The 20,767-nt window shown below is 44.7% G+C and carries 18 protein-coding genes and 1 CRISPR repeat array; of the genes, 7 read left to right on the plus strand and 11 right to left on the minus strand.

Features of this window, described 5'->3' with window-relative positions; all coding sequences use genetic code 11:
- Positions 1 to 37: 37 nt before the first annotated feature.
- From EKN56_RS10290 to gpmA, 6 genes are all read left to right on the plus strand, one after another.
- On the plus strand, positions 38 to 619 hold the full coding sequence (locus tag EKN56_RS10290) for a cysteine hydrolase family protein (RefSeq protein ID WP_130591705.1): 582 nt from the start codon (positions 38 to 40) through the stop codon (positions 617 to 619).
- A gap of 187 nt (positions 620 to 806) precedes the next feature.
- Positions 807 to 1,826 carry a UDP-glucose 4-epimerase GalE gene (gene galE, locus EKN56_RS10295; protein ID WP_130591706.1) on the plus strand — a complete coding sequence of 340 codons (1,020 nt, stop codon included), beginning with the start codon at positions 807 to 809 and terminating at the stop codon, positions 1,824 to 1,826.
- On the plus strand, positions 1,819 to 2,886 hold the full coding sequence (gene galT / locus EKN56_RS10300; protein ID WP_130591707.1) for a galactose-1-phosphate uridylyltransferase: 1,068 nt from the start codon (positions 1,819 to 1,821) through the stop codon (positions 2,884 to 2,886). The genes galE and galT overlap by 8 nt, the downstream gene beginning before the upstream one ends.
- A complete protein-coding gene (gene galK, locus EKN56_RS10305; RefSeq protein WP_130591708.1) occupies positions 2,883 to 4,034 on the plus strand; it encodes a galactokinase in 1,152 nt (383 codons plus the stop codon). The genes galT and galK overlap by 4 nt, the downstream gene beginning before the upstream one ends.
- Entirely contained in the window at positions 4,028 to 5,071 is a 1,044-nt protein-coding gene (gene galM / locus EKN56_RS10310; protein ID WP_130591709.1) for a galactose-1-epimerase, read from the plus strand. The genes galK and galM overlap by 7 nt, the downstream gene beginning before the upstream one ends.
- 209 nt (positions 5,072 to 5,280) lie before the next feature.
- Positions 5,281 to 6,033: a 2,3-diphosphoglycerate-dependent phosphoglycerate mutase gene (gpmA, locus tag EKN56_RS10315; RefSeq protein ID WP_130591710.1), complete on the plus strand. Its 753-nt coding sequence runs from the start codon at positions 5,281 to 5,283 to the stop codon at positions 6,031 to 6,033.
- A 72-nt stretch (positions 6,034 to 6,105) separates the two neighbouring features.
- Here the strand turns inward: gpmA and aroG are convergent, their stop codons facing one another.
- The 9 genes from aroG to cas3 form a co-directional block, all read right to left on the minus strand.
- Positions 6,106 to 7,161 (minus strand): 3-deoxy-7-phosphoheptulonate synthase AroG, encoded by a 1,056-nt coding sequence (gene aroG / locus EKN56_RS10320; protein WP_130591711.1) that lies wholly within the window; start codon positions 7,159 to 7,161, stop codon positions 6,106 to 6,108.
- A gap of 186 nt (positions 7,162 to 7,347) precedes the next feature.
- Positions 7,348 to 9,822: direct repeats of the CRISPR family, unit length 29 nt; unit sequence CGGTTTATCTCCGCTAGCGCGGAGAACAT.
- 84 nt (positions 9,823 to 9,906) lie between these two features.
- Positions 9,907 to 10,200, minus strand: coding sequence for a type I-E CRISPR-associated endoribonuclease Cas2e (cas2e, locus tag EKN56_RS10325; RefSeq protein WP_130591712.1), 294 nt, complete (start codon positions 10,198 to 10,200; stop codon positions 9,907 to 9,909).
- Positions 10,200 to 11,120 (minus strand): type I-E CRISPR-associated endonuclease Cas1e, encoded by a 921-nt coding sequence (gene cas1e / locus EKN56_RS10330; RefSeq protein WP_130591713.1) that lies wholly within the window; start codon positions 11,118 to 11,120, stop codon positions 10,200 to 10,202. The genes cas2e and cas1e overlap by 1 nt, the downstream gene beginning before the upstream one ends.
- 3 nt (positions 11,121 to 11,123) lie before the next feature.
- Positions 11,124 to 11,777 (minus strand): type I-E CRISPR-associated protein Cas6/Cse3/CasE, encoded by a 654-nt coding sequence (gene cas6e, locus EKN56_RS10335; RefSeq protein ID WP_130591714.1) that lies wholly within the window; start codon positions 11,775 to 11,777, stop codon positions 11,124 to 11,126.
- Positions 11,777 to 12,511, minus strand: coding sequence for a type I-E CRISPR-associated protein Cas5/CasD (cas5e, locus tag EKN56_RS10340; RefSeq protein ID WP_130591715.1), 735 nt, complete (start codon positions 12,509 to 12,511; stop codon positions 11,777 to 11,779). Before cas5e ends, cas6e begins: the two co-directional genes overlap by 1 nt.
- Positions 12,512 to 12,520: 9 nt before the next feature.
- A complete protein-coding gene (gene cas7e / locus EKN56_RS10345) occupies positions 12,521 to 13,579 on the minus strand; it encodes a type I-E CRISPR-associated protein Cas7/Cse4/CasC (RefSeq protein WP_130591716.1) in 1,059 nt (352 codons plus the stop codon).
- A 40-nt stretch (positions 13,580 to 13,619) separates the two neighbouring features.
- On the minus strand, positions 13,620 to 14,219 hold the full coding sequence (casB, locus tag EKN56_RS10350) for a type I-E CRISPR-associated protein Cse2/CasB (protein ID WP_130591717.1): 600 nt from the start codon (positions 14,217 to 14,219) through the stop codon (positions 13,620 to 13,622).
- Positions 14,206 to 15,786 carry a type I-E CRISPR-associated protein Cse1/CasA gene (gene casA, locus EKN56_RS10355; RefSeq protein WP_130591718.1) on the minus strand — a complete coding sequence of 527 codons (1,581 nt, stop codon included), beginning with the start codon at positions 15,784 to 15,786 and terminating at the stop codon, positions 14,206 to 14,208. Before casA ends, casB begins: the two co-directional genes overlap by 14 nt.
- 30 nt (positions 15,787 to 15,816) lie before the next feature.
- Positions 15,817 to 18,516 carry a CRISPR-associated helicase Cas3' gene (gene cas3, locus EKN56_RS10360; RefSeq protein ID WP_130591719.1) on the minus strand — a complete coding sequence of 900 codons (2,700 nt, stop codon included), beginning with the start codon at positions 18,514 to 18,516 and terminating at the stop codon, positions 15,817 to 15,819.
- 526 nt (positions 18,517 to 19,042) lie between these two features.
- Between cas3 and EKN56_RS10365 the strand changes: the two genes are divergently transcribed.
- Positions 19,043 to 19,300, plus strand: coding sequence for a YjhX family toxin (locus tag EKN56_RS10365; protein WP_130591720.1), 258 nt, complete (start codon positions 19,043 to 19,045; stop codon positions 19,298 to 19,300).
- A 255-nt stretch (positions 19,301 to 19,555) separates the two neighbouring features.
- Here the strand turns inward: EKN56_RS10365 and EKN56_RS10370 are convergent, their stop codons facing one another.
- Together EKN56_RS10370 and EKN56_RS10375 are read right to left on the minus strand one after the other, a co-directional pair.
- A complete protein-coding gene (locus EKN56_RS10370) occupies positions 19,556 to 19,993 on the minus strand; it encodes a tail fiber assembly protein (protein WP_246019798.1) in 438 nt (145 codons plus the stop codon).
- Positions 19,993 to 20,766: a gp53-like domain-containing protein gene (locus tag EKN56_RS10375; protein WP_130591721.1), complete on the minus strand. Its 774-nt coding sequence runs from the start codon at positions 20,764 to 20,766 to the stop codon at positions 19,993 to 19,995. The genes EKN56_RS10370 and EKN56_RS10375 overlap by 1 nt, the downstream gene beginning before the upstream one ends.
- Between the last annotated feature and the right edge of the window lies 1 nt (position 20,767).

Raw genomic sequence — 20,767 nt, forward strand, 5'->3', positions numbered from 1 at the left:
AAAACATTATGTCCGCCAATGAATACAGGGAAACCTTATGTCCAGTGCTTTAATTATCATTGATCTTATTGAAGAAATTGTCGGCGAACACGGGCGTTCTAACAGTAGCCATCAACAAGTGAAAGAACGCCGATTGATACCATTAACCAATCAGGCTGTGGCTTTTGCCCGTCGACACCATATACCCGTTATCTGGGTGAAAGTTGGTTTTGCTGATGACTATCACGATATCCCTCCCTACTCTCCATTATTCAACCTGGCGAAAAAAAATGGCGCTTTGCGCCTGAGCGATCCTGGCTGCCAGTGGATAAAGGATTTGGACGTACAGCCAGAAGATGAAGTGGTAATAAAGAAAGCGGTTTCTGCTTTCGCCGGCAATAGCCTATATGACTGGCTAACGGGCCGAGGATATGACCATATCCTGTTAGCAGGAGTAAGTTCTCTGATGGCTATTCAAAGTACCGCCCGTCAGGCTCACGATTTGGGATTTAAAGTTACGGTTCTGGAAGATTTATGCGCTGCCGCCTCTCCGGAACTTCATCAACAAAGTATGCAATCTCTGACGCCATTAGCTGAAATCACTACCAGCATGCAGTGGCAGGAACATAGCCCGTCATAATCAGGTTAACTTCGTTTTATCGTTTTGATTGCTCCGCGCTAATGACGCGGAGCCTCTTTTTATCATACTTATCTGCATTATTTACCATCAAAATGTAAACGCTTTCATTTTTTTATCTCGATCACCTTTTTCCCTATTTTTGTTGTGCTATCATTGCCCCAATTACTTTATATGTGGAGAGAGTCTTGTGAATGTTTTGATTACAGGTGGTATCGGTTACATAGGCAGTCATACTTGCGTTCAACTGATTAAAGCCGGACACACTCCGGTTATCATCGATAACTTATGTAACAGTAAGGCCAGCGTACTTAAACGTATTGAACAACTCACGGGCCATAAGCCTGCGTTCTACAACGGTGATGTTCGCGATGCCGCTTTACTGGATACGATTTTTGCAGAACATTGCATTGACTCAGTTATCCATTTTGCTGCATTAAAAGCGGTTGGTGAGTCGGTTAACAAGCCGCTGGAATACTATGACAATAACATTCACGGTTCCTTAACGCTGGTAGATGCTATGCGCCGGGCCGGTGTTAAGAACTTTATTTTTAGCTCATCCGCAACCGTTTATGGCGATCAGTCGGTTACTCCTTATGTGGAAACCATGCAAACCCGCCGCCCTTCCAGCCCTTATGGCAACAGTAAACTGATTATCGAGCAGTGTCTGGAAGATATACAAAAAGCACAGCCGGACATGAGCGTAGCGCTGTTACGTTACTTTAATCCGGTTGGAGCCCACTCTTCCGGTTTGATGGGAGAAGATCCACAGGGTATCCCGAATAATTTGATGCCATTTATTGCTCAGGTCGCCGTAGGTCGCCGCGAATATCTCTCTATCTTTGGAAACGATTACCCGACGCCGGATGGCACCTGTGTACGTGACTATATCCACGTGGTCGATGTGGCAGATGGTCATGTTGCCGCACTGAATAAAGTCACTCATCATCCTGGTACTTATATCTACAATCTGGGAGCTGGCTTTGGTTACAGCGTACTGGACGTAGTCAATGCGTTTAGTAAAGCCTGTGGTAAACCAGTTCCTTACCAGTTCGCAGCTCGCCGTGATGGCGATCTGGCCAGCTACTGGGCAGACTCAACCAAAGCAGCAAATGAACTAGGCTGGCAGGTAAAACTGAACCTGGACGATATGTGTGCAGATACCTGGCGTTGGCAATCAATGAATCCTCAAGGGTACCCCGATGAGTAACATTAAATCTGCTGGTTTTAATCCTGTTGACCATCCACACCGTCGGTTCAATCCGCTAACCGGACAGTGGATTTTGGTCTCCCCTCATCGAGCTAAACGCCCGTGGCAGGGACAACAAGAATCAGTGGATCATACTCGCCAGCCAGCCCACGATCCGGACTGTTTTTTATGTGCCGGCAACACGCGAGTAACCGGAGACGTCAATCCCGATTACCGTGGAACCTATGTGTTCACTAATGACTTTGCCGCACTGATGCCGGATACCCCTGACGCGGAGCAATCTGTCGATCCGCTAATGCGTTGTCAAAGTGCGCGGGGAACCAGTCGGGTGATCTGTTTTTCTCCCGACCACAGCAAAAGCCTGCCTGAATTATCACTTCCCGCTTTAGAAGAGATCATTCGTACCTGGCAACAGCAGTTAGACGAGCTGGGAAAAAGCTATCCCTGGGTGCAAATTTTCGAAAACAAAGGCGCGGCTATGGGGTGCTCGAACCCGCATCCCCATGGGCAAATATGGGCTAACAGTTTTCTACCCAATGAGGCCGAACGGGAAGACCGACTGCAGCAAGAATATTTCGAACAGCAACATTCCCCCATGTTGGTGGACTATGCGAAGCGGGAAATGGCCGACGGTAGCCGCACGGTAGTAGAGACTGAACACTGGCTGGCGGTGGTTCCTTACTGGGCCGCCTGGCCTTTTGAAACCTTGCTATTACCTAAGGCTCATATTCGTCATATGAGTGAACTGAGCGCTGAACAGAGTCAGGATTTGGCCTTGGCATTGAAAAAACTCACTAGTCGTTACGATAACCTGTTTCAGTGCTCTTTTCCTTACTCAATGGGCTGGCATGGTGCACCGTTTAATGCACAAGATAATCCACACTGGCAGTTGCATGCTCACTTCTATCCACCGTTGCTGCGTTCTGCTACGGTGCGTAAATTTATGGTGGGTTATGAAATGATGGCGGAATCACAGCGAGATCTCACCGCAGAGCAGGCAGCAGAACGCCTGAGAGCAGTTAGCGATGTGCATTACAATGAGTCAGGAGAGCCAAAATGAGTGATTTAAAGCAAAAAACCCAGGCTATTTTTCAACAGCAGTTTGACTATCTCCCTGACACAACTATTCAGGCGCCGGGAAGAGTCAATCTGATCGGCGAGCATACCGATTACAACGACGGCTTTGTTCTGCCTTGCGCCATTGATTATCAAACGGTAATTAGCTGTGCTAAACGCAATGATAATGTAGTCCGGGTGATTGCTGCTGACTATCACAATCAGCAGGATAGCTTCACTCTCGGTGAAGATATCGCCTCCCATCCTGAATATATGTGGGCCAACTATATTCGTGGGGTGATTCTGTTTTTACAACAGCGTGCGCCAGGATTTGGCGGTGCCGATCTGGTAATTAGCGGTAATGTTCCTCAGGGTGCGGGTTTAAGTTCTTCGGCTTCATTAGAAGTGGCGGTAGGCAAAGCTTTTCAGGTACTGTATCAATTGCCACTGGATGGTGTAGCGCTGGCCCTGAACGGACAACAGGCTGAAAATCAGTTTGTTGGTTGTAACTGTGGGATCATGGATCAGCTTATCTCCTCTCTGGGCAAGAAAGATCATGCCCTGCTGATTGACTGCCGCAGTCTGACAACCAAAGCGGTTTCTATGCCTGAAGATATGGCGGTGATTATTATCAACTCTAACGTAAAACGTGGACTGGTTGATAGTGAATACAACACCCGCCGCAAACAGTGCGAAGCGGCGGCTGATTTCTTTAATGTGACGGCACTGCGTGATGTGACCATTGAGCAGTTAAACGCAGCTAAAGCAAATCTGGATCCACTGGTATTCAAACGTGCCCGTCATGTTATCACTGAGAATAGTCGCACTCTGGCTGCGGCTGATGCACTGGCCGCTGGCGACTTGCCAGAATTGGGTCGCCTGATGGCTGAGTCGCATATTTCGATGCGTGATGATTTCGAAATTACTGTTCCGGCTATTGATACTCTGGTTGAAATTATCAAACCTGTTATTGGCAACCGCGGTGGTGTACGTATGACCGGCGGTGGCTTCGGTGGCTGTATTGTGGCACTGGCTCCACAGGCTTTAGTTGATGAAATCCGTCAGGCAGTGCATCAACAATATCATCAGCAAACCGGTATGAAAGAAGTGTTCTATATTTGCCGGGCGTCAGAAGGAGCGGGAACATGTTAGAAACTACTACCGGGATGGCTCCGGATGGGCAACCATTTCATATTGTCACTCTAACGAACCAATCAGGTAGTCAGGCCCAAATGATGGACTGGGGAGCCACCTGGCTCTCTTTTCGCCTGCCAATGGATGATGGTTCAGTACGTGAATTACTGCTGGGTTGCAGCAAACCGGAAGATTACCTGCATCAGAGTGCCTATCTGGGAGCTACCGTAGGCCGTTATGCCAATCGAATTGCCAACTCACGCTTAATCCGTCACGGTATAATGACAGAACTGAGCCCTAATCAGGGTGCTCATCAATTACACGGTGGGGCCAACAGTTTTGATCAGCGCCGCTGGATAATTGAAAGCCAGAGCGATCAATCGGTGACGTTTAAGATCTATTCTGCTGACGGCGATAATGGCTATCCGGGAAACTTTTCCGCAGAAGTCACTTATACCCTGACGGAAACGAATCGTATAGAAATTAGCTATCTGGCGACTGTCGATCGCGATTGCCCGGTCAATCTGACCAATCATGCTTATTTCAATCTGGATGGTAAAAATCAGGACGCTCGCCATCATCGACTACAAATTAATGCCAATGAGTTCTTACCGGTAAATAGCGAAGGTATTCCTGATGCAGATTTGACCCAGGTTAATGGCTTAAGTATGGATTTCCGTCAGCCTAAAACTTTGACGCAAGATTTCCTTGCTGATGAATACCAGCGAAAAGTCAGCGGTTATGACCATGCTTACCTGTTATCTCCGGAGTGCCACAGTGGAGAACATCCTGCTGCCCTGCTCTGGTCTGCGGATAATAGAGTGAAGATGAGCGTATTTACCACTAAACCGGCACTTCAACTGTATAGCGGTAACTTTTTACAGGGTACTCCATCTCGCGATGGTAAAACCTATGACAGCTTTGCTGGTATCGCTCTGGAAAGTGAGTTTTTACCCGATAGCCCTAATCATCCCGAGTGGCCACAACCTGACTGTTGGATAACACCAAAGCAAACTTATCGCTCTTCAACCGTCTATCAATTTGATTTGGCTTAACTATCATCATGGTTAGCCGCTAAATAAAAAGCCCGAAATCATCAGTGATATCGGGCTTTTTAGCGTTCCGATTTGCCTCGTTATGGATAACTTCATCTATCATTAAGTCATACCCTTCTATTTGAATTTATTTTAATAAGAGTATGGTGATAATCATTATCATTATCATTATCATTATCATTTAGTAAATATATGGAAAGGAGATAACGATGGCTGTAACAAAACTAGTTCTCGTCAGACACGGTGAAAGTGAGTGGAATAAAGAGAACCGTTTTACCGGTTGGACTGACGTAGAACTTTCCGATAAGGGCCGGGCCGAAGCAGCTCAGGCCGGTGAGCTGTTAAAAGCGGAAGGTTTTGCCTTTGATTTTGCTTATACCTCTGTGCTGAAAAGAGCAATCCATACGCTGTGGAGCATTTTAGATAAGATGGATGCTCAATGGCTGCCTGTTGAGAAATCCTGGAAGCTAAATGAACGTCACTATGGCGCACTACAGGGGTTGAATAAGGCTGAAACCGCACAAAAATATGGTGATGAACAGGTTAAACTTTGGCGTCGTGGCTTTGCCATTACTCCTCCGGAACTGACCAAAGATGATGAGCGTTATCCTGGTCACGACCCACGCTATGCCAAACTAAAACCAGCTGAATTGCCGGTAACCGAAAGTCTGGCAACCACCATTGAGCGTGTAATTCCTTACTGGAGTGATGTTATTAAACCGCGCATTGCCAGCGGAGAGCGTGTAATTATTGCGGCTCACGGTAACTCTATTCGCGCTCTGGTGAAGTATCTGGATAATATGACCGAGGATGAAATCCTGGAACTCAATATCCCAACCGGTGTACCGTTGGTATATGAGTTTGATGAGAATATGAATCCAATCAAGCACTACTATCTTGGTGATGCCGATGAGATCGCAGCGAAGGCGGCGGCGGTAGCTAATCAGGGTAAGGCTAAATAGTGCTTACATTAAGTTGAATATAAAACGGGAGAGCTTTGGCTCTCCCGTTTTATTATATTCAATACTTACGTATTACTTACCGCGACGAGCCTGAACCGCATAGGCTAAATTTTGCAGCAACAGTTCGGTGTCATCCCAGCCAATACAGGCATCGGTAACGCTCTGACCATAGATTAACGGTTCGCCGCTTTCCAGGCTTTGAGCCCCTTCAACCAGATGGCTTTCAACCATTACGCCAGTAATCGCACTATCACCACCGGCAACTTGCTGGCACACGCTCTCGCACACTTCCATCTGCTTTTTATACTGTTTGCTACTGTTAGCATGGCTGAAATCGATCATGACGTTCAGCGGTAGCTTAGCCTTATTCAGACTCTCTTTAACGCTTTTGACGTCTTCAGGACTGTAATTTGGCGCTTTACCACCACGCAGAATGATATGGCAATCATGATTACCACGGGTATTCACAATAGCGGAATGACCATATTTAGTCACTGACAGAAAACAGTGCGGTGCACCGGCAGCATTGATGGCGTCAATCGCAACTTTAATTGTTCCGTCGGTTCCATTTTTAAAACCAACCGGACAGGATAAACCAGATGCCAGTTCACGGTGAACCTGTGACTCAGTAGTACGAGCACCAATAGCCCCCCAACTCATCAAATCCGCCAGATACTGTGGAGTAATCATATCCAGAAATTCGCCTGCGGTTGGCAGGCCACCATCATTGATATCCAGCAATAGTTTACGAGCAATACGCAGACCATCATTAATCTGATAACTGTTATCCAGATTAGGATCGTTAATCAACCCTTTCCAGCCCACCGTTGTACGCGGTTTTTCAAAATAAACCCGCATAACGATTTCTAGATCTTTATCAAGACGTTTACGTACTTCTGCCAGACGACGAGAATACTCAAGCGCAGCGTCAATATCATGAATAGAGCAAGGTCCAATTACCACCAGCAGACGATCGTCTTCACCAGCCAGAATATTATGAATCGCCTCACGGGAAGCAGCGACAGTTAAAGCAGCCTTTTCCGTAGCAGGGAACTTCTCCAGTAACGCAACCGGAGGTAATAGCTCATTAATCTCTTTTATTCTTATATCATCATTTTGGTAGTTCATTTTTACCCATCCGGTGTCTAATCAAACAACAATATTACAGCCTACAACAATCAGATACGCGCAAACAAGCATATAACAAATATTATCTTATGTGAGTTGATGTAATCGGTAATGAGCCAATAGCTATATTAATCTCTAGTCGTGTTAAGAACATTAAATAAATCGGAGTTAATATCGGTATGGTGACAGTTTATCTCCGCTGGCGCGGAGAACATGCTAGACAACCATTCCGGGCGAACATTTAAAGCCGGTTTATCTCCGCTAGCGCGGAGAACATATATCAGGTTATGGTTATGGTAACCCTGAAAGCGGTTTATCTCCGCTAGCGCGGAGAACATGCTGATGCGTCTAATTGAGTCATGAATTATTCCGGTTTATCTCCGCTAGCGCGGAGAACATCTGATTTGTCGGTCAAAGGAGTCCGCGAGATGCGGTTTATCTCCGCTAGCGCGGAGAACATAGTAAATCCCATAATCAGGAACATACATCCATCGGTTTATCTCCGCTAGCGCGGAGAACATTTGTTTGCTGTCACCCTCATGCTCAACATCACCGGTTTATCTCCGCTAGCGCGGAGAACATAGATTCACCAACCTGCTCGCCCTGAGTGAGTTCGGTTTATCTCCGCTAGCGCGGAGAACATCATCAATGGTCATTTATCACCACTCCTTTCCACGGTTTATCTCCGCTAGCGCGGAGAACATGTCAGGAAGGATTTTTATATTCCTAAATCTGGGCGGTTTATCTCCGCTAGCGCGGAGAACATCGGAAACCAAAAATTACCCATCAGATAACCCCCGGTTTATCTCCGCTAGCGCGGAGAACATCAGTTGATGATGTGTCTGAACGCATCACATATCGGTTTATCTCCGCTAGCGCGGAGAACATTTACCATATGTACTTATTTCTTTTTTATACCCCGGTTTATCTCCGCTAGCGCGGAGAACATTCCAGTCAACATCCGTTGAACCGGATGATGATCCGGTTTATCTCCGCTAGCGCGGAGAACATTGGAAGGCGTCCCAAAAAGCATTACCCGATAAACGGTTTATCTCCGCTAGCGCGGAGAACATTTTATCTATTGCCTCATTCAATATTCCTCTCACGGTTTATCTCCGCTAGCGCGGAGAACATTTTTCGTGAGCCATCTGCCTGTCGTTCATAAACGGTTTATCTCCGCTAGCGCGGAGAACATGTTGTATTGATTACGGAGTGTTGCTGTTTCACCGGTTTATCTCCGCTAGCGCGGAGAACATTTGCATTAACCCAGGGTCAGACAGCGATTCAGCGGTTTATCTCCGCTAGCGCGGAGAACATCTGGCCGGTCCGGTATTCCCAAGATAGTTAATCGGTTTATCTCCGCTAGCGCGGAGAACATAGGGGCGTAAAAAGTGAGAATGCTATTAACGCCGGTTTATCTCCGCTAGCGCGGAGAACATTGTGAAGTACATATCCCCTGCCTGACCATGCGCGGTTTATCTCCGCTAGCGCGGAGAACATTCACCCTCACAAATCGCAATCAGATTGCGCTCCGGTTTATCTCCGCTAGCGCGGAGAACATGACTTGCCACCCGGAAACGCCGCTATCATCCGCGGTTTATCTCCGCTAGCGCGGAGAACATGGAAGATGTCTCAAAAAGCATTACCCGATAAACGGTTTATCTCCGCTAGCGCGGAGAACATGAATAGACTTCAGCCTATATGATGTAGTAGATCGGTTTATCTCCGCTAGCGCGGAGAACATTAACATTTTTCAGGCTCCCAACCCAGTAATGCCGGTTTATCTCCGCTAGCGCGGAGAACATCGGACATAAAGGCATTTTGCAATCTCAATAAGCGGTTTATCTCCGCTAGCGCGGAGAACATTGTTTGTCGTGACATTCGAGCCATTTTAGTAGCGGTTTATCTCCGCTAGCGCGGAGAACATAGTAATGAAATCAATCACATTCGAGAATGTTTCGGTTTATCTCCGCTAGCGCGGAGAACATCGATTCCGAAATGACTCAGACGGACTGCTCACCGGTTTATCTCCGCTAGCGCGGAGAACATGACAGTGCTGTTTTATCTAAGCTGAAGCACTGGCGGTTTATCTCCGCTAGCGCGGAGAACATGGCTTTATGGTAAGCATGATCAACCCCGTATCACGGTTTATCTCCGCTAGCGCGGAGAACATAAAAGATGAACAGCCTGCAAGAGGATACCTACCGGTTTATCTCCGCTAGCGCGGAGAACATGTTCTGATTCACATTTTCGAGCGCATTCATGGCGGTTTATCTCCGCTAGCGCGGAGAACATTTCCCCATTCCCCATTCCCCATCACCAATCCCCGGTTTATCTCCGCTAGCGCGGAGAACATTTATTGAACTCAATAGTGATGAAATTAGCGTGCGGTTTATCTCCGCTAGCGCGGAGAACATGAAGGCAATTCACGCAGCTTCAACAAGGAACGCGGTTTATCTCCGCTAGCGCGGAGAACATCACCGTCCTGACTGGTGATCATGTAATCAACCCGGTTTATCTCCGCTAGCGCGGAGAACATGCCTCAATCTCGGCATTACGCGCCGCCAGATGCGGTTTATCTCCGCTAGCGCGGAGAACATGGATTTGTGTTGTCGCAGGAAACCGGGATGATTGGTTTATCTCCGCTAGCGCGGAGAACATACTAAATTTATCTAACTGTTTTATAATGACATTTATCACTCTAAAATATCCACCAACTTTTTCATATTTTTAAAGAACAATAACTCATTGATTTTCAATAGGTAAAAATGAGACCAACCTTAACCCATCCAGATCTACCGGAATACGACGATTCTCACCCCATGTTTGAAAATCAAATCCTGACTCTGTATTTGTCGCCCACCCCATAACTACATTACCTTCATCAGCAAGGTGTATTATTTGTTGCCAAATCATTTCCCTTACTTTGCGTGAAGTGTCTCCAATATAAACACCGGCTCTAACCTCAAGTAACCAAACAGCAAGCCGCCCTCTTAAACGTTGAGGTATCGCTTCAGTCACTACCACTAACATTGACATTACCCCTTACTCCTATATCCCACATCACTTAATGATTCTGGTTCAGGTATTGCGGGAGGTTGGGCATCAACAAAAGGCTCAGGCAATGGAATTTCACCAGCAGACAAAACTTCTTCAATCAATGGTATCAACCGGGCAAGCGTCTTTTGGCTACGAAAAATATCCCGACATGCAAGACGTACTTCTTTATCAGGAGATCGTGGTTGACGAGCCGCTATCTCAAATGCGGTAGGTACAACACCTTCAAATTTAATAATATCTGCAATATCATAAACAAATGATAAAGGCTTTCCTGAATGAACAAATCCAATAGCAGGAGCATAACCCGCAGCCAAAACAGCAGCTTCAGTAATACCATATAAACAAGACGTTGCCGCACTGATACACTGATTTACAACATCTCCTTTTTCCCAATCTTTAGGGTCATAGCGTCGACCATTCCATTTCACACCATAACGTTTTGCTAATAGACTATAGGTTTGCCGAACTCTTGAACCTTCAATACCGCGTAATTGCTCTACTGAACGTCGACTTGGCGCGGGTTCCCCAAAGCGAAGTTCAAACATTTTACGTACGACTTTTAAACGAAGCTCTTCATCCAATGCCAGTTTAGCCTGATAAAGTAAACGATCCGAACGTGCACCTCCAGGCTGTCCACTGGCATACATTCTTACACCAGCCTCTCCTACCCAAACTAGCAGTGTACCTGTTGTCGCCGCCAGCCTCACTGCAGCATGAGAAATACGAGTTCCCGGCTCCAGCATGATACAAGCTACCGAACCCAGTGGGATATGAGTTCGGATACCCGTTTTATCAACTAAGACAAAAGCACCATCAATGACATCAATTTGACCGTACTGGAGAAAAATCATTGAAGTACGATCTTTTATGGGGATAGGACTTAAAGGAATATAACTCATCTACTAACCCCGACGAATCAACATCAACCCACAACCTAAAGATCGCGACTTCCCGAGGCCTTCTATTAGCATTTGTTGAAACAGTGCTGGTTCCATCACTGTTAGTTCACCCTCAAAATCAACGCTGCCAAAAGCAATAGATTTATGACATTGTGGTTTAACAAACTTTTGCTGTTGATAGTTAATTACATGACAATTATCACTATTGAGTTGAAACCCTTTCCGTTCTCCTTGCATTTTTAGCCACTGCAATGCGGCTGCCTCCTGAATAGGTTTCCATTCTTCCCTATCAATCCCCTGCTTCTTAGCGTGATATTTGGCATCCATCAATATATCGCTCCGCTTCCCTCCCCGGGTTACCACCGGATTTGCCCGTAATGAAAAAAAGAGTTTCATGCCAACAGCCAATTGTGGGTTAAATAGTTTAGTTTCAATCTGAAAAATATTGTGGTGAGTCTCTGGAGACTGTTCAGATAACACATAAAAAAATGCGCCCGATAAACTTGCTTGATGGCGAAATAAAAATTGACGTTTGTCGTTTTGCGGAAATAATTGCCATAACCACTGGTGGCTGGCGTAAGGCTGGGCCGTCAGCCATTTCTGCCACATTGGTTGGTCTAATAATGATAAATCCAGTTTAACCCGTGAAAAAAACATTACTCTTCCCCCCTAATATTCCCTGAATGCTGGAGACGAGAGCTAAATTGCCAGCGTTGGCGACTAAGTGGCTGATCGCTACGCTGACGAGTTTCAACAGACATCATTCCGTCATGTTCTCCCTCCCAATAACAGAGATCGTTTTTCTCGGATAATAAGCTAAAGATTGGATTGTTCTTATTCAGCAGAATTTGTTCTGAAACCATACAAAAAACATCAGACAAAGTGCCTTGTAATATTTGAGGTCCCAAAGGTAACGCTGGAGGACAAACCTTTCGTCCAAAATAAAGTGGAAAAACAGGATTGCGCAACGCATCAGCTAACTTATCTAATCCCACTGGTGCACCAACTGTTTCACGCACAGCCACAAAGTAAAAGACATCGGAATGGTACTCCCGAAAAGTCAACATCGTGTTTAACTCATCAGGAGCCTGAATTAGTTCATCCCGTCGAGTATAGTAGTGCCGTCTCTTATTTTCTTTCGGTACTTCAACGGTTTGATAATCCCTTAACCACTGTTCACGAGACAAATATGGGCGAACAGCAAATTCATAATGCTGATTAAACATGTTCAAACGCTGTTCTTCATCACGCCGAATCCCTAATGCCGCAGCAAGTATTCCCAATAAAGCTGAACGGCTGGGTACCGAGGACGTATGTCGAACTTCACCTACCGCCACCTCCCCCCAAGAAACAAGCGGTGAATAGATTTGAAATAGCAGATATTGAGACATATTCCCTCCTTACTGAGCAATAAATTCCAGTAATTCTGGCAATGTGCCATTACCTATCTCCAAATTCATCTCATAATGCTTATCGGCACATGCGCCGTAAGCATCGTCAAAACGTTGGCGCTGCTGTTGCAACTGTTCTACCGCTTTAAAGATTTGATCTTCACCACGGATAGGATTAAAGAAAGCCGCGGCCAACGAACGTGGTTGCTGTGACCCAATCTCTGCCAGGGCATAACTTGCATAAGCGCGAGAGGCAAAACTATTTTGGTTCCCTGTTGGAGAAACCTTCATTACAGTTTCTGTTAATGCTTTAAGCGTACGCTTGACTAACGCTTCATCACCACCCAGATTTTCCAACAGCAAATCACGGCTAATGCAGATGTAGCTGTAAAACAGTGCTGAAGCAAAACCTCGTTCTCCCATAAACGCGGAGCCCATATCATTTTCTCTGAGATTCAGATCATCCACAGCAGTGAAAAAATCTTCTTCAATTGTAACGGCACTCACGCCTAGCGCATGGGCAACCTGGCAAGCAGCTTCCACATTAAACTCTGGACTGGAAGCCAACATACGACCAAATAAGGCTATATCAACACCATGAGCTTGCCCACGTAGTAGTTTTAACTCACTATCCGTTGGTTCCCGATTTTCAGAAATTAAAGTAGCAATCAGCTGTTCAACTGCCTGATTCTCTTCAGGACTAAGATGAACTAACTGCTCAATATCAAGATTATCCAGTTTGTCTTTAGGTGCTTTTTCTTTCTTTAAACTGCCAAACTGTTCCGCAATCTTAGCGGATATTGCCATTGCCAGTTTTTCATCAAAACCACCAATAATCAGCTGTTGGTAAACTTTTCGCCCCATCTGACGGGTACGAACACCAATGTGACCACTCAGAGCATTCTCAAACATCTCTGAGGTACGCCAGGCACGCTTCAAACTTTGAGAAGAAACTCGTAATCGTTCTACGCCCCCCATAATGGCCGTTTTAGGGCGACCAGTATCATCACGATTCAAATTAGCTGGAGCATAAGCGGTGAGCATATGAAGTTGAATAAACGTTGTCATAAATTTTGTCCCTAAAATAGAAGAAAAAGTTAGATAAAAATTATTTTTGTGGTGTGCTAAGCAGATATTCACTGGCCCAACGCACACTATTACGATGAAACGGGTTAGCCTCCAACTCTCGATTTTCCTGGCGTGCAAACCATTCTTGCATCCAGAGGAATATTCCATCCGCCAGAGAAACCACATTTACACCCAACTCACCACGTAGCTTAATGGCGCGAATAAGTCTGCTACAAAGTTCATCTGGTGTTCTTGCTGCTAACAGGCGATCAAAACGTAAACGAGATAAACATTCACGATCGTTAATTTTCACCCCTAACTGCTGAGCAAAGCTGCCATCTTGATTATTTTTACTGGCATGAACCACCACCGCAGTAAACAATGCTAAAGCAAGAGGATGTAAATCCTTTGGTTGCATGGTTCTATTCAATTGATGAGCCAGATGGTGGTATCCATCAGTAACCATGATGCTGTGAGGGAACTCAGCTCGCCGCAGTTGAGCCCGCCATACCCGGCCATTAATACGCGACGCACTATCATAACGCCCACGCTCCTGCAAACTATCAAACCAGTCATTCAGTACCTGACAAGCGGCTTTATCACGAAAAATTAATGCCTGCGAAGTGTCATTTCTGGACATCGACTTTCTCCTTACGCTCAATAGATAACTCTCGCAATAAATTAAGTATTTTCTGCTTATTAAACTCTTTAGCCAGTTTTTTACGAGCGGTTAATATACGATGTAAATCATTGGATTCTTCCGGATTGGTAAACGCCTGACGGTCAAATGTGCTAAACAGATAGTGTTCAATATCACTTATCCAACGTCGTAAGGCAGAACGTGATTCTGGAGCTATCGGATCCGGGTGTTTCATTAAGGCGAGCCAAAGATGCCTAAAATCACGTTCTGTTTGTTGCCAGAAAGCGATATCAACCAAGCTAAAATCACCTTTTGCTTCTTTCGGATTCTCAAACCATGCCTCTTTCAACGCTTGGCGTAGTAAAGGTAAACTACTGGTAGCCAGTTCAATAGATTGCCGTAATACAGACTCCATAAGACGTAACATTGATAAGGGGATAAGCGAGAGAGGTAAACGATGCTCGTACCAGCAACGAGCCTTGGCATTATCCATGTCATATCCAAAACACCATAATCCAGTTTTGATATCAACATCATCACGGTCACCATGAATTCGTACGACTTCTGCCATTTTGAGATAGTTAAAACGATCTTCACTTTCTACCATCAAACCAAGCCAGTCTTTATAAGCTAATCCTCCAGATTGCCCTTTTACCGCCAGCCAAGGAGACGTTACATCTTTTAATGGCTTTCTGTAAGGTGAAAGTGGATGTAGCCAGCCCTCATATTGCACACCATAATTTTTACTCCGTATCTGAGTCAGCAAGTCAGAATGCGGCTCACCACACAGATCGCACTCGCCGGACTCCGTGGTGGAAAAGTCAATCTCAAGCCGACGAGGCATCCCCCAGTAGGCCTGAAGAGGGTGAGCATTATCTGGTGTAACTTTATTCGCTGCACTTTCACTACTTAATGTGGGTATTAACCAGGGAAATACTAATGGGTATTGACTACTCTCGAGCGATACACGTTGAGGAATAATATTTAGCCATAACTTTTTCCACAACGGCTGATTCTGTTCTTGCGGCATAACTAATGTCGTTATAGGTCCACCGCCTCGCATGCTGGTACGAAATCCTGCTCCTGCAGCTGGTGAATTTGTCTGTACGGTATATAAGGCCATTGCGGTACAGTGAGGGCAAAAGCGAATATAGCTGCTGCGCTTCACAAAATGATCTTTATTTAGTTTTAATGCATTACCACCCGGTGCATCAATCAATAGTCCGCTGATCGATGAGTTATCTACCTCAAGCGATGAGTAATCCTGCAAAAACGAAGGTTTCTGTTTACCAAACTGCATAGCTGGCGCAATAGCATTCAGCCCCTGTCGTAATTTTTCAGGATCAAGCCCCTCTTCCCATATCGTTTGCCACTCCTCTTCATCTTGCGGAGCACAGGCAATTTGCAGCATACCAATAAGAAGCTGATAAGCCGCTCCTTGGAAATCTGCCCGCGGCCAATCTAGTTCAATAATGGCATCATCAGCCAGTTGTAATGGTGATATTTTTTTACGTTGCCCGGCATTATTTAGCACGGGTAACCAAGGTTCAGAGATTAGTGAAAACATAGCCACTCCTGCATTATGAATTTCCTTAATTTAACTTTTATATTTTAGCCCCCATGTCTGACTATAGTAGTCGGAGGTTTTATCTTGATTAAGTAACAAAACCTGAGCATCTGGTCGATGAATCTGCTGGCGAAATCGCTCTAGCTCATCACGTTGTAAATAAGAGACGTTTGTTAATATCTTTTTCCACAAAGAATCACGAATCTGTACACGACTTTGTTCCCATGGAAAATCAACATTATCAGCATAAGGCTGCAAGATTTGATCGTCATCTAACAAGGCTAAATAGAGCTCAATGGTGTCTTCACTTAAACGGGTAGATATTTCAATTTCCTTACTCCAAAGTAAGTCGCTGGAGTTACGGTCGTATCCCTTATCACGAACTAATAATATTTGTTTTGCTGCGGCCTGCTCGCCATACACTTTCCCCAAGACATTATCTTCTACTCTTTGTAATGCTTCAGGTACGGAAGCCAAAGACTCATAGACACCATCTATCAGCATACGTGCCTGCTCAGGCATACAAATCGCCCCCAAATCTCGTAATACTGACTGAGTACGCCACAAACAGGCATGATCGGTATACACAAACCCTGTTCCTTTAAGAGTTGAACCCAGCCAATCCTTCACGGCATCAGGCTGCCATTCTGGCGCAAGAATGTGCAATAACGGTAAAGGCCGCTCATCCGGTAATATATGTTTACGCTCACCGTCTAGCTGTCGAGTATGCCGCTGTAACCGTCCTGCTCGTTGGATCAATAAATCTATTGGTGCTAAATCACTAATCATCAGGTCCAGATCAATATCCAGACTTTGTTCTATAACCTGTGTTGCAATCAGTACTTTTCCACACCGTAATGAAGAACCGCTCTCTTTGCCAAACCAAGTCAATACCTTTTGCTCGATATTCATACGATCAATAAAGGCAAAACGACTGTGAAACAGCAGAGCATCATTAGGGTTAATATCCTGTAATACTCGTTGGTAAGCCAAAATTGCGTCATCTACCGTATTTCGAATCCAGCAAATACATTGACCATTCGCTACGTTTTTTTTGATTAACGCAATTGCTTCTTCTTCATCTGTTAACCAGTTAACCGCCACTTGACGTTTAACTTCATTTCGCGTTGCTACATGACATTCATCAAGCTGTTGAGAATTTAAATGGGACAGCCACGGATAATCGGCCTGAGGGTGTGGTGTAATGGGTAAATAACCCGCACCAGAGTTGAAAGCATTTAATAGTTTTTTTCGTAAAGAAAAAGGTAACGTGGCACTCAAAAGAATAGCGCTGCCACCTTGTGCAGCGTGAAAGTACAAGACTCTTTCTAGTAAGCACACCATATAAGCATCATAAGCATGGATCTCATCCAGTATTAATATTTTGTTATATAAACCCAATATCCGTAATGACTGATGGTTCATTGGCATAATAGCCATCAAAAGCTGATCTATAGTTCCTACGCCTACTTCAGCTAATAAAGACTTTTTACGTGAATCTGCAAACCAGTAATCACAAGCTGCGCTACCGCTAACCTCATCCGGCGCATAATGCCGCTGAGTGTTTAAATCACTCTGTTGCCAAACAGATTGATTAAATAACGATGACATCTGCCGAGCGCCGTGAGCCAATATTAATGATGGGGAGCTGCCAGAATGAAATAGCTGACGATATGCTGCCGCCAGCCGTTGATACATCGCATTAGCCGTTGCCATCGTCGGCAATCCTACATATAAACCATCCGCCTTTCCCTGAGCCATCATACGATGAGCTAAAATCAACGCAGCTTCGGTTTTCCCCGCGCCAGTAACATCTTCCATAACGATTAATTGAGGGCCATGCGAAGTTATATTTAATTCAACAGACCGCTGCTGTAACGGCGTCAATTGCTGGATAAATGGGAAAAGTTGATGGTGGTGGTGAAACGGATTAATTAATGAAGTAGCCGGTAATTGACTGATAGAAATCTCTGCCTGTTTTTTTGTCCTCTGCCAATAAATGTCTAGCGACATTGGCTGACTAACCAAAGGAAAATGAACAGTATTCGAACCTAACCAATCAGCCAGCACCGTTAATCCTGCCAGAAGCCAGCTTTGTTGTTTAAGGCGGACTACCCAAGATTTATCAGCAAAAAAACTCGGAAATCGTTCAACAGCAAACAGTTGACGTAGTGAAAGTAACCACGATTCCACTTCGCGAAAATCATCAGGTGTAAATGCTAACGCGCTATTACTCGCCTTTTCGGGAGGTCTTCCATGATGACCGCAGCTTATTTTTAGCCATACATCCAGCGCCGGTATCCAATCTTTTTTTATATTTTCATCAGGTAGAAAATTCGCCTGACCTTCTCGCCATTCCCGGCACAAATGGTTTTTCCATATCCAATATCCCAATGAATCATGCCGATGTGCATAATTTCTGCCGTTAACTGGGGGAACTAAAGCCAAATTGTTATGTGACCAGAGCTGTTGAAATCCACGAGCAAATTTTCCAATATCATGCCAGCTAAGAAAATAAGCAAACCACTTAGCTCCTTCGTCACGAGAAAAACCCAGAGATTCAAGTATCTCAGCGGCGTGAAAACGATTATTTATAACCAACTCATAGCCACAAGCCGCCACATCCAAACAGTGATACGGCAAAAGATGATAAGCATCTCCTTCATCATTATCTGATTTTCGTGTTTTCCCCCAATAGCACAAGTAGGTAGGATAGTTATCTGATTGCATTTAAATTCTCATTCATATCTATTAATTAAATACGCCATGGGTGATGTAAGATAACTAAATGATTAATATGAATTAGTGATAATGTTCACAAGAAGTAAAATATCAGAAACAAACTTCAAGAATGAAAATACAACTTTATTTTCATATGATTAGATTAAATTTTAACTGAAAAGCTAATTATCCTGGCATGAACCCATAGCGTTAAATCCCATCCGATAATCTAAGTTAAATATTCATGTTGGAATGATTTACCTACAATTTGAATACACTTTTTTGATTTATAAATAACCAACATCACTCACAATTTCTTATGCCTCCCAAAATTCCCCACACCAAAAATGTGTGTTATTATGCCCGCCGTAAATACCTATATTAATTTAGTCAGAGGCTTGATGCTGGAGAATGTAATCATCAGATAATCAGACACCCGCGACCTTACGTCGGGCTGATTATCAATGCGCTAAAACAGGATGCGAACACCTTGTGTTTGCAGGTTTGCTCATGATGATTAACAGGTTTTTCCAGTATGAATATTTCCCGTCAAGAACAACGTACACTTCACATTCTCGCTAAAGGTGGACGTATCACTTATATCCGCGATATCTCTGGTCGCGTTACTTCCGTTGAATGTTATTCCCGAGAGGGATATTTACTCAGCGATTGCACCCTCGACACTTTCGGTAAGTTGAAACGTAAAAAACTGATCAAATCAGTTAACAGTCAACCTTATCGTATCACTATGGCTGGGTTACGGGCAGTTCGCCCTCAGTTAGATAACCAATAGGCTAATATTGGTGCTTAAGCCGGTGACGGTGTGGGTAAAACGACACCGTCCCCTTTCAAATAATCAATCAGAGCGCTGTTTATTAGATCCATATCAGCGAACAGGTGTAGCGCGCGAAATCTTTTGATACCGGTTTGAATTTCTTTTGATACCGCGCCGCTAATGGCGTTTTTAAAACATTTGATACTAAAATGGCACTCAAAATAAGAAAACGAGAGAAAAGTCTCTCGTTTTAATTTGATTAAATATTAAGCATTACTCTGGTGTTGTAGGCCACTCGATATCAGGTACCAGTGACGTATCAATAGCATTAAGTGCATCAAGATAATCTAACCACCGATTAAATTTTCCTTTATCAGCATCATTAAGACGACCCAGTGCCAACTTAGACGGCCATTGATAAGCGTTAATGTGACTATTGGCTGCATCCATTAAGCTTTGTTTTTTAGCGTTAGCAATGACCTTTAGCTCTTCCGGTGTAGGTAGAGGAATATCACCCCATAAAGGCAATCCTGATTCATCCGCCATACGTACTTTCCCGTCTGGTGGGTGAGACATAAAAAACTCCGTATAAATAGCACCGGAAATTTCCATCGCATCATCCGGCCATGAACCCGCTTGCATGTATTCACCTTTCAGTGATTCAGGATATGCGCTGTTAGTTTTTGCGCTATAAAAAATCGTTTCCATCATTAATACCCCCAAACCAACCAGCTAGCTGAAATACCCGCAGACAGCGGCGCTGTCGTTGCTCCGGCTGCAATCACTTTCGCAACACCCCAGGCTTTCATACTTGACGTTGTTAAATCCGAATGCATAAAAAACGCACATGATGGCGAAACCTCAGTAATAGACTGAAAAACGACACCAACAACCGCATTAGGAAATTCAATCGGAAAAGTAACGTTAACGGATGAACCGCTACCGGCAATTGGAGAAGTACCGCCCCACTGAAGAATCAAGCCGCTGGGTAATTTTTGCCAGCCAACCCCTGCACCAATTCCTTTTTGCTGGCTCGACATATCCGGTATTTGTCCCGAGCCCGTCCCTACATCATACGTCGCCGCTGTTTTTAACCCCAAATTTTTACGGGAGTCGGCTTGAGCCCCGGCACCTGCGATAAAAATCTCATAGAGATTTCCCTGTCTGTGCAAAATCTCACCAATAAAAGCAACCTCGTCCAGCCCCAGATTTTTAACCGCTTCAGCACGGTCTGGAATATCTGACAGGTTCTGATTTTTATTGAGTTTGGCGATTAAAATCTGTGAAAGCTGGTTTAGTTGCGATTTATCCAGCTCAACACCGGAATCCTTCACCGCATTTATTAACTCAGCCTGAACAATATTAAACCACGCCGCTCCTGGGTAGCTTGGTGGGCTTTCAGTAAACCAACGTGGTGTTGAGCTGATGACCTCCCCGACAGGGGGCATCGTACCAACACCAGAATCATTATCAAGAAAATACATT

This window comes from Limnobaculum zhutongyuii (assembly GCF_004295645.1).
In the GTDB taxonomy this organism is placed as follows: Bacteria; Pseudomonadota; Gammaproteobacteria; order Enterobacterales; family Enterobacteriaceae; genus Limnobaculum; species Limnobaculum zhutongyuii.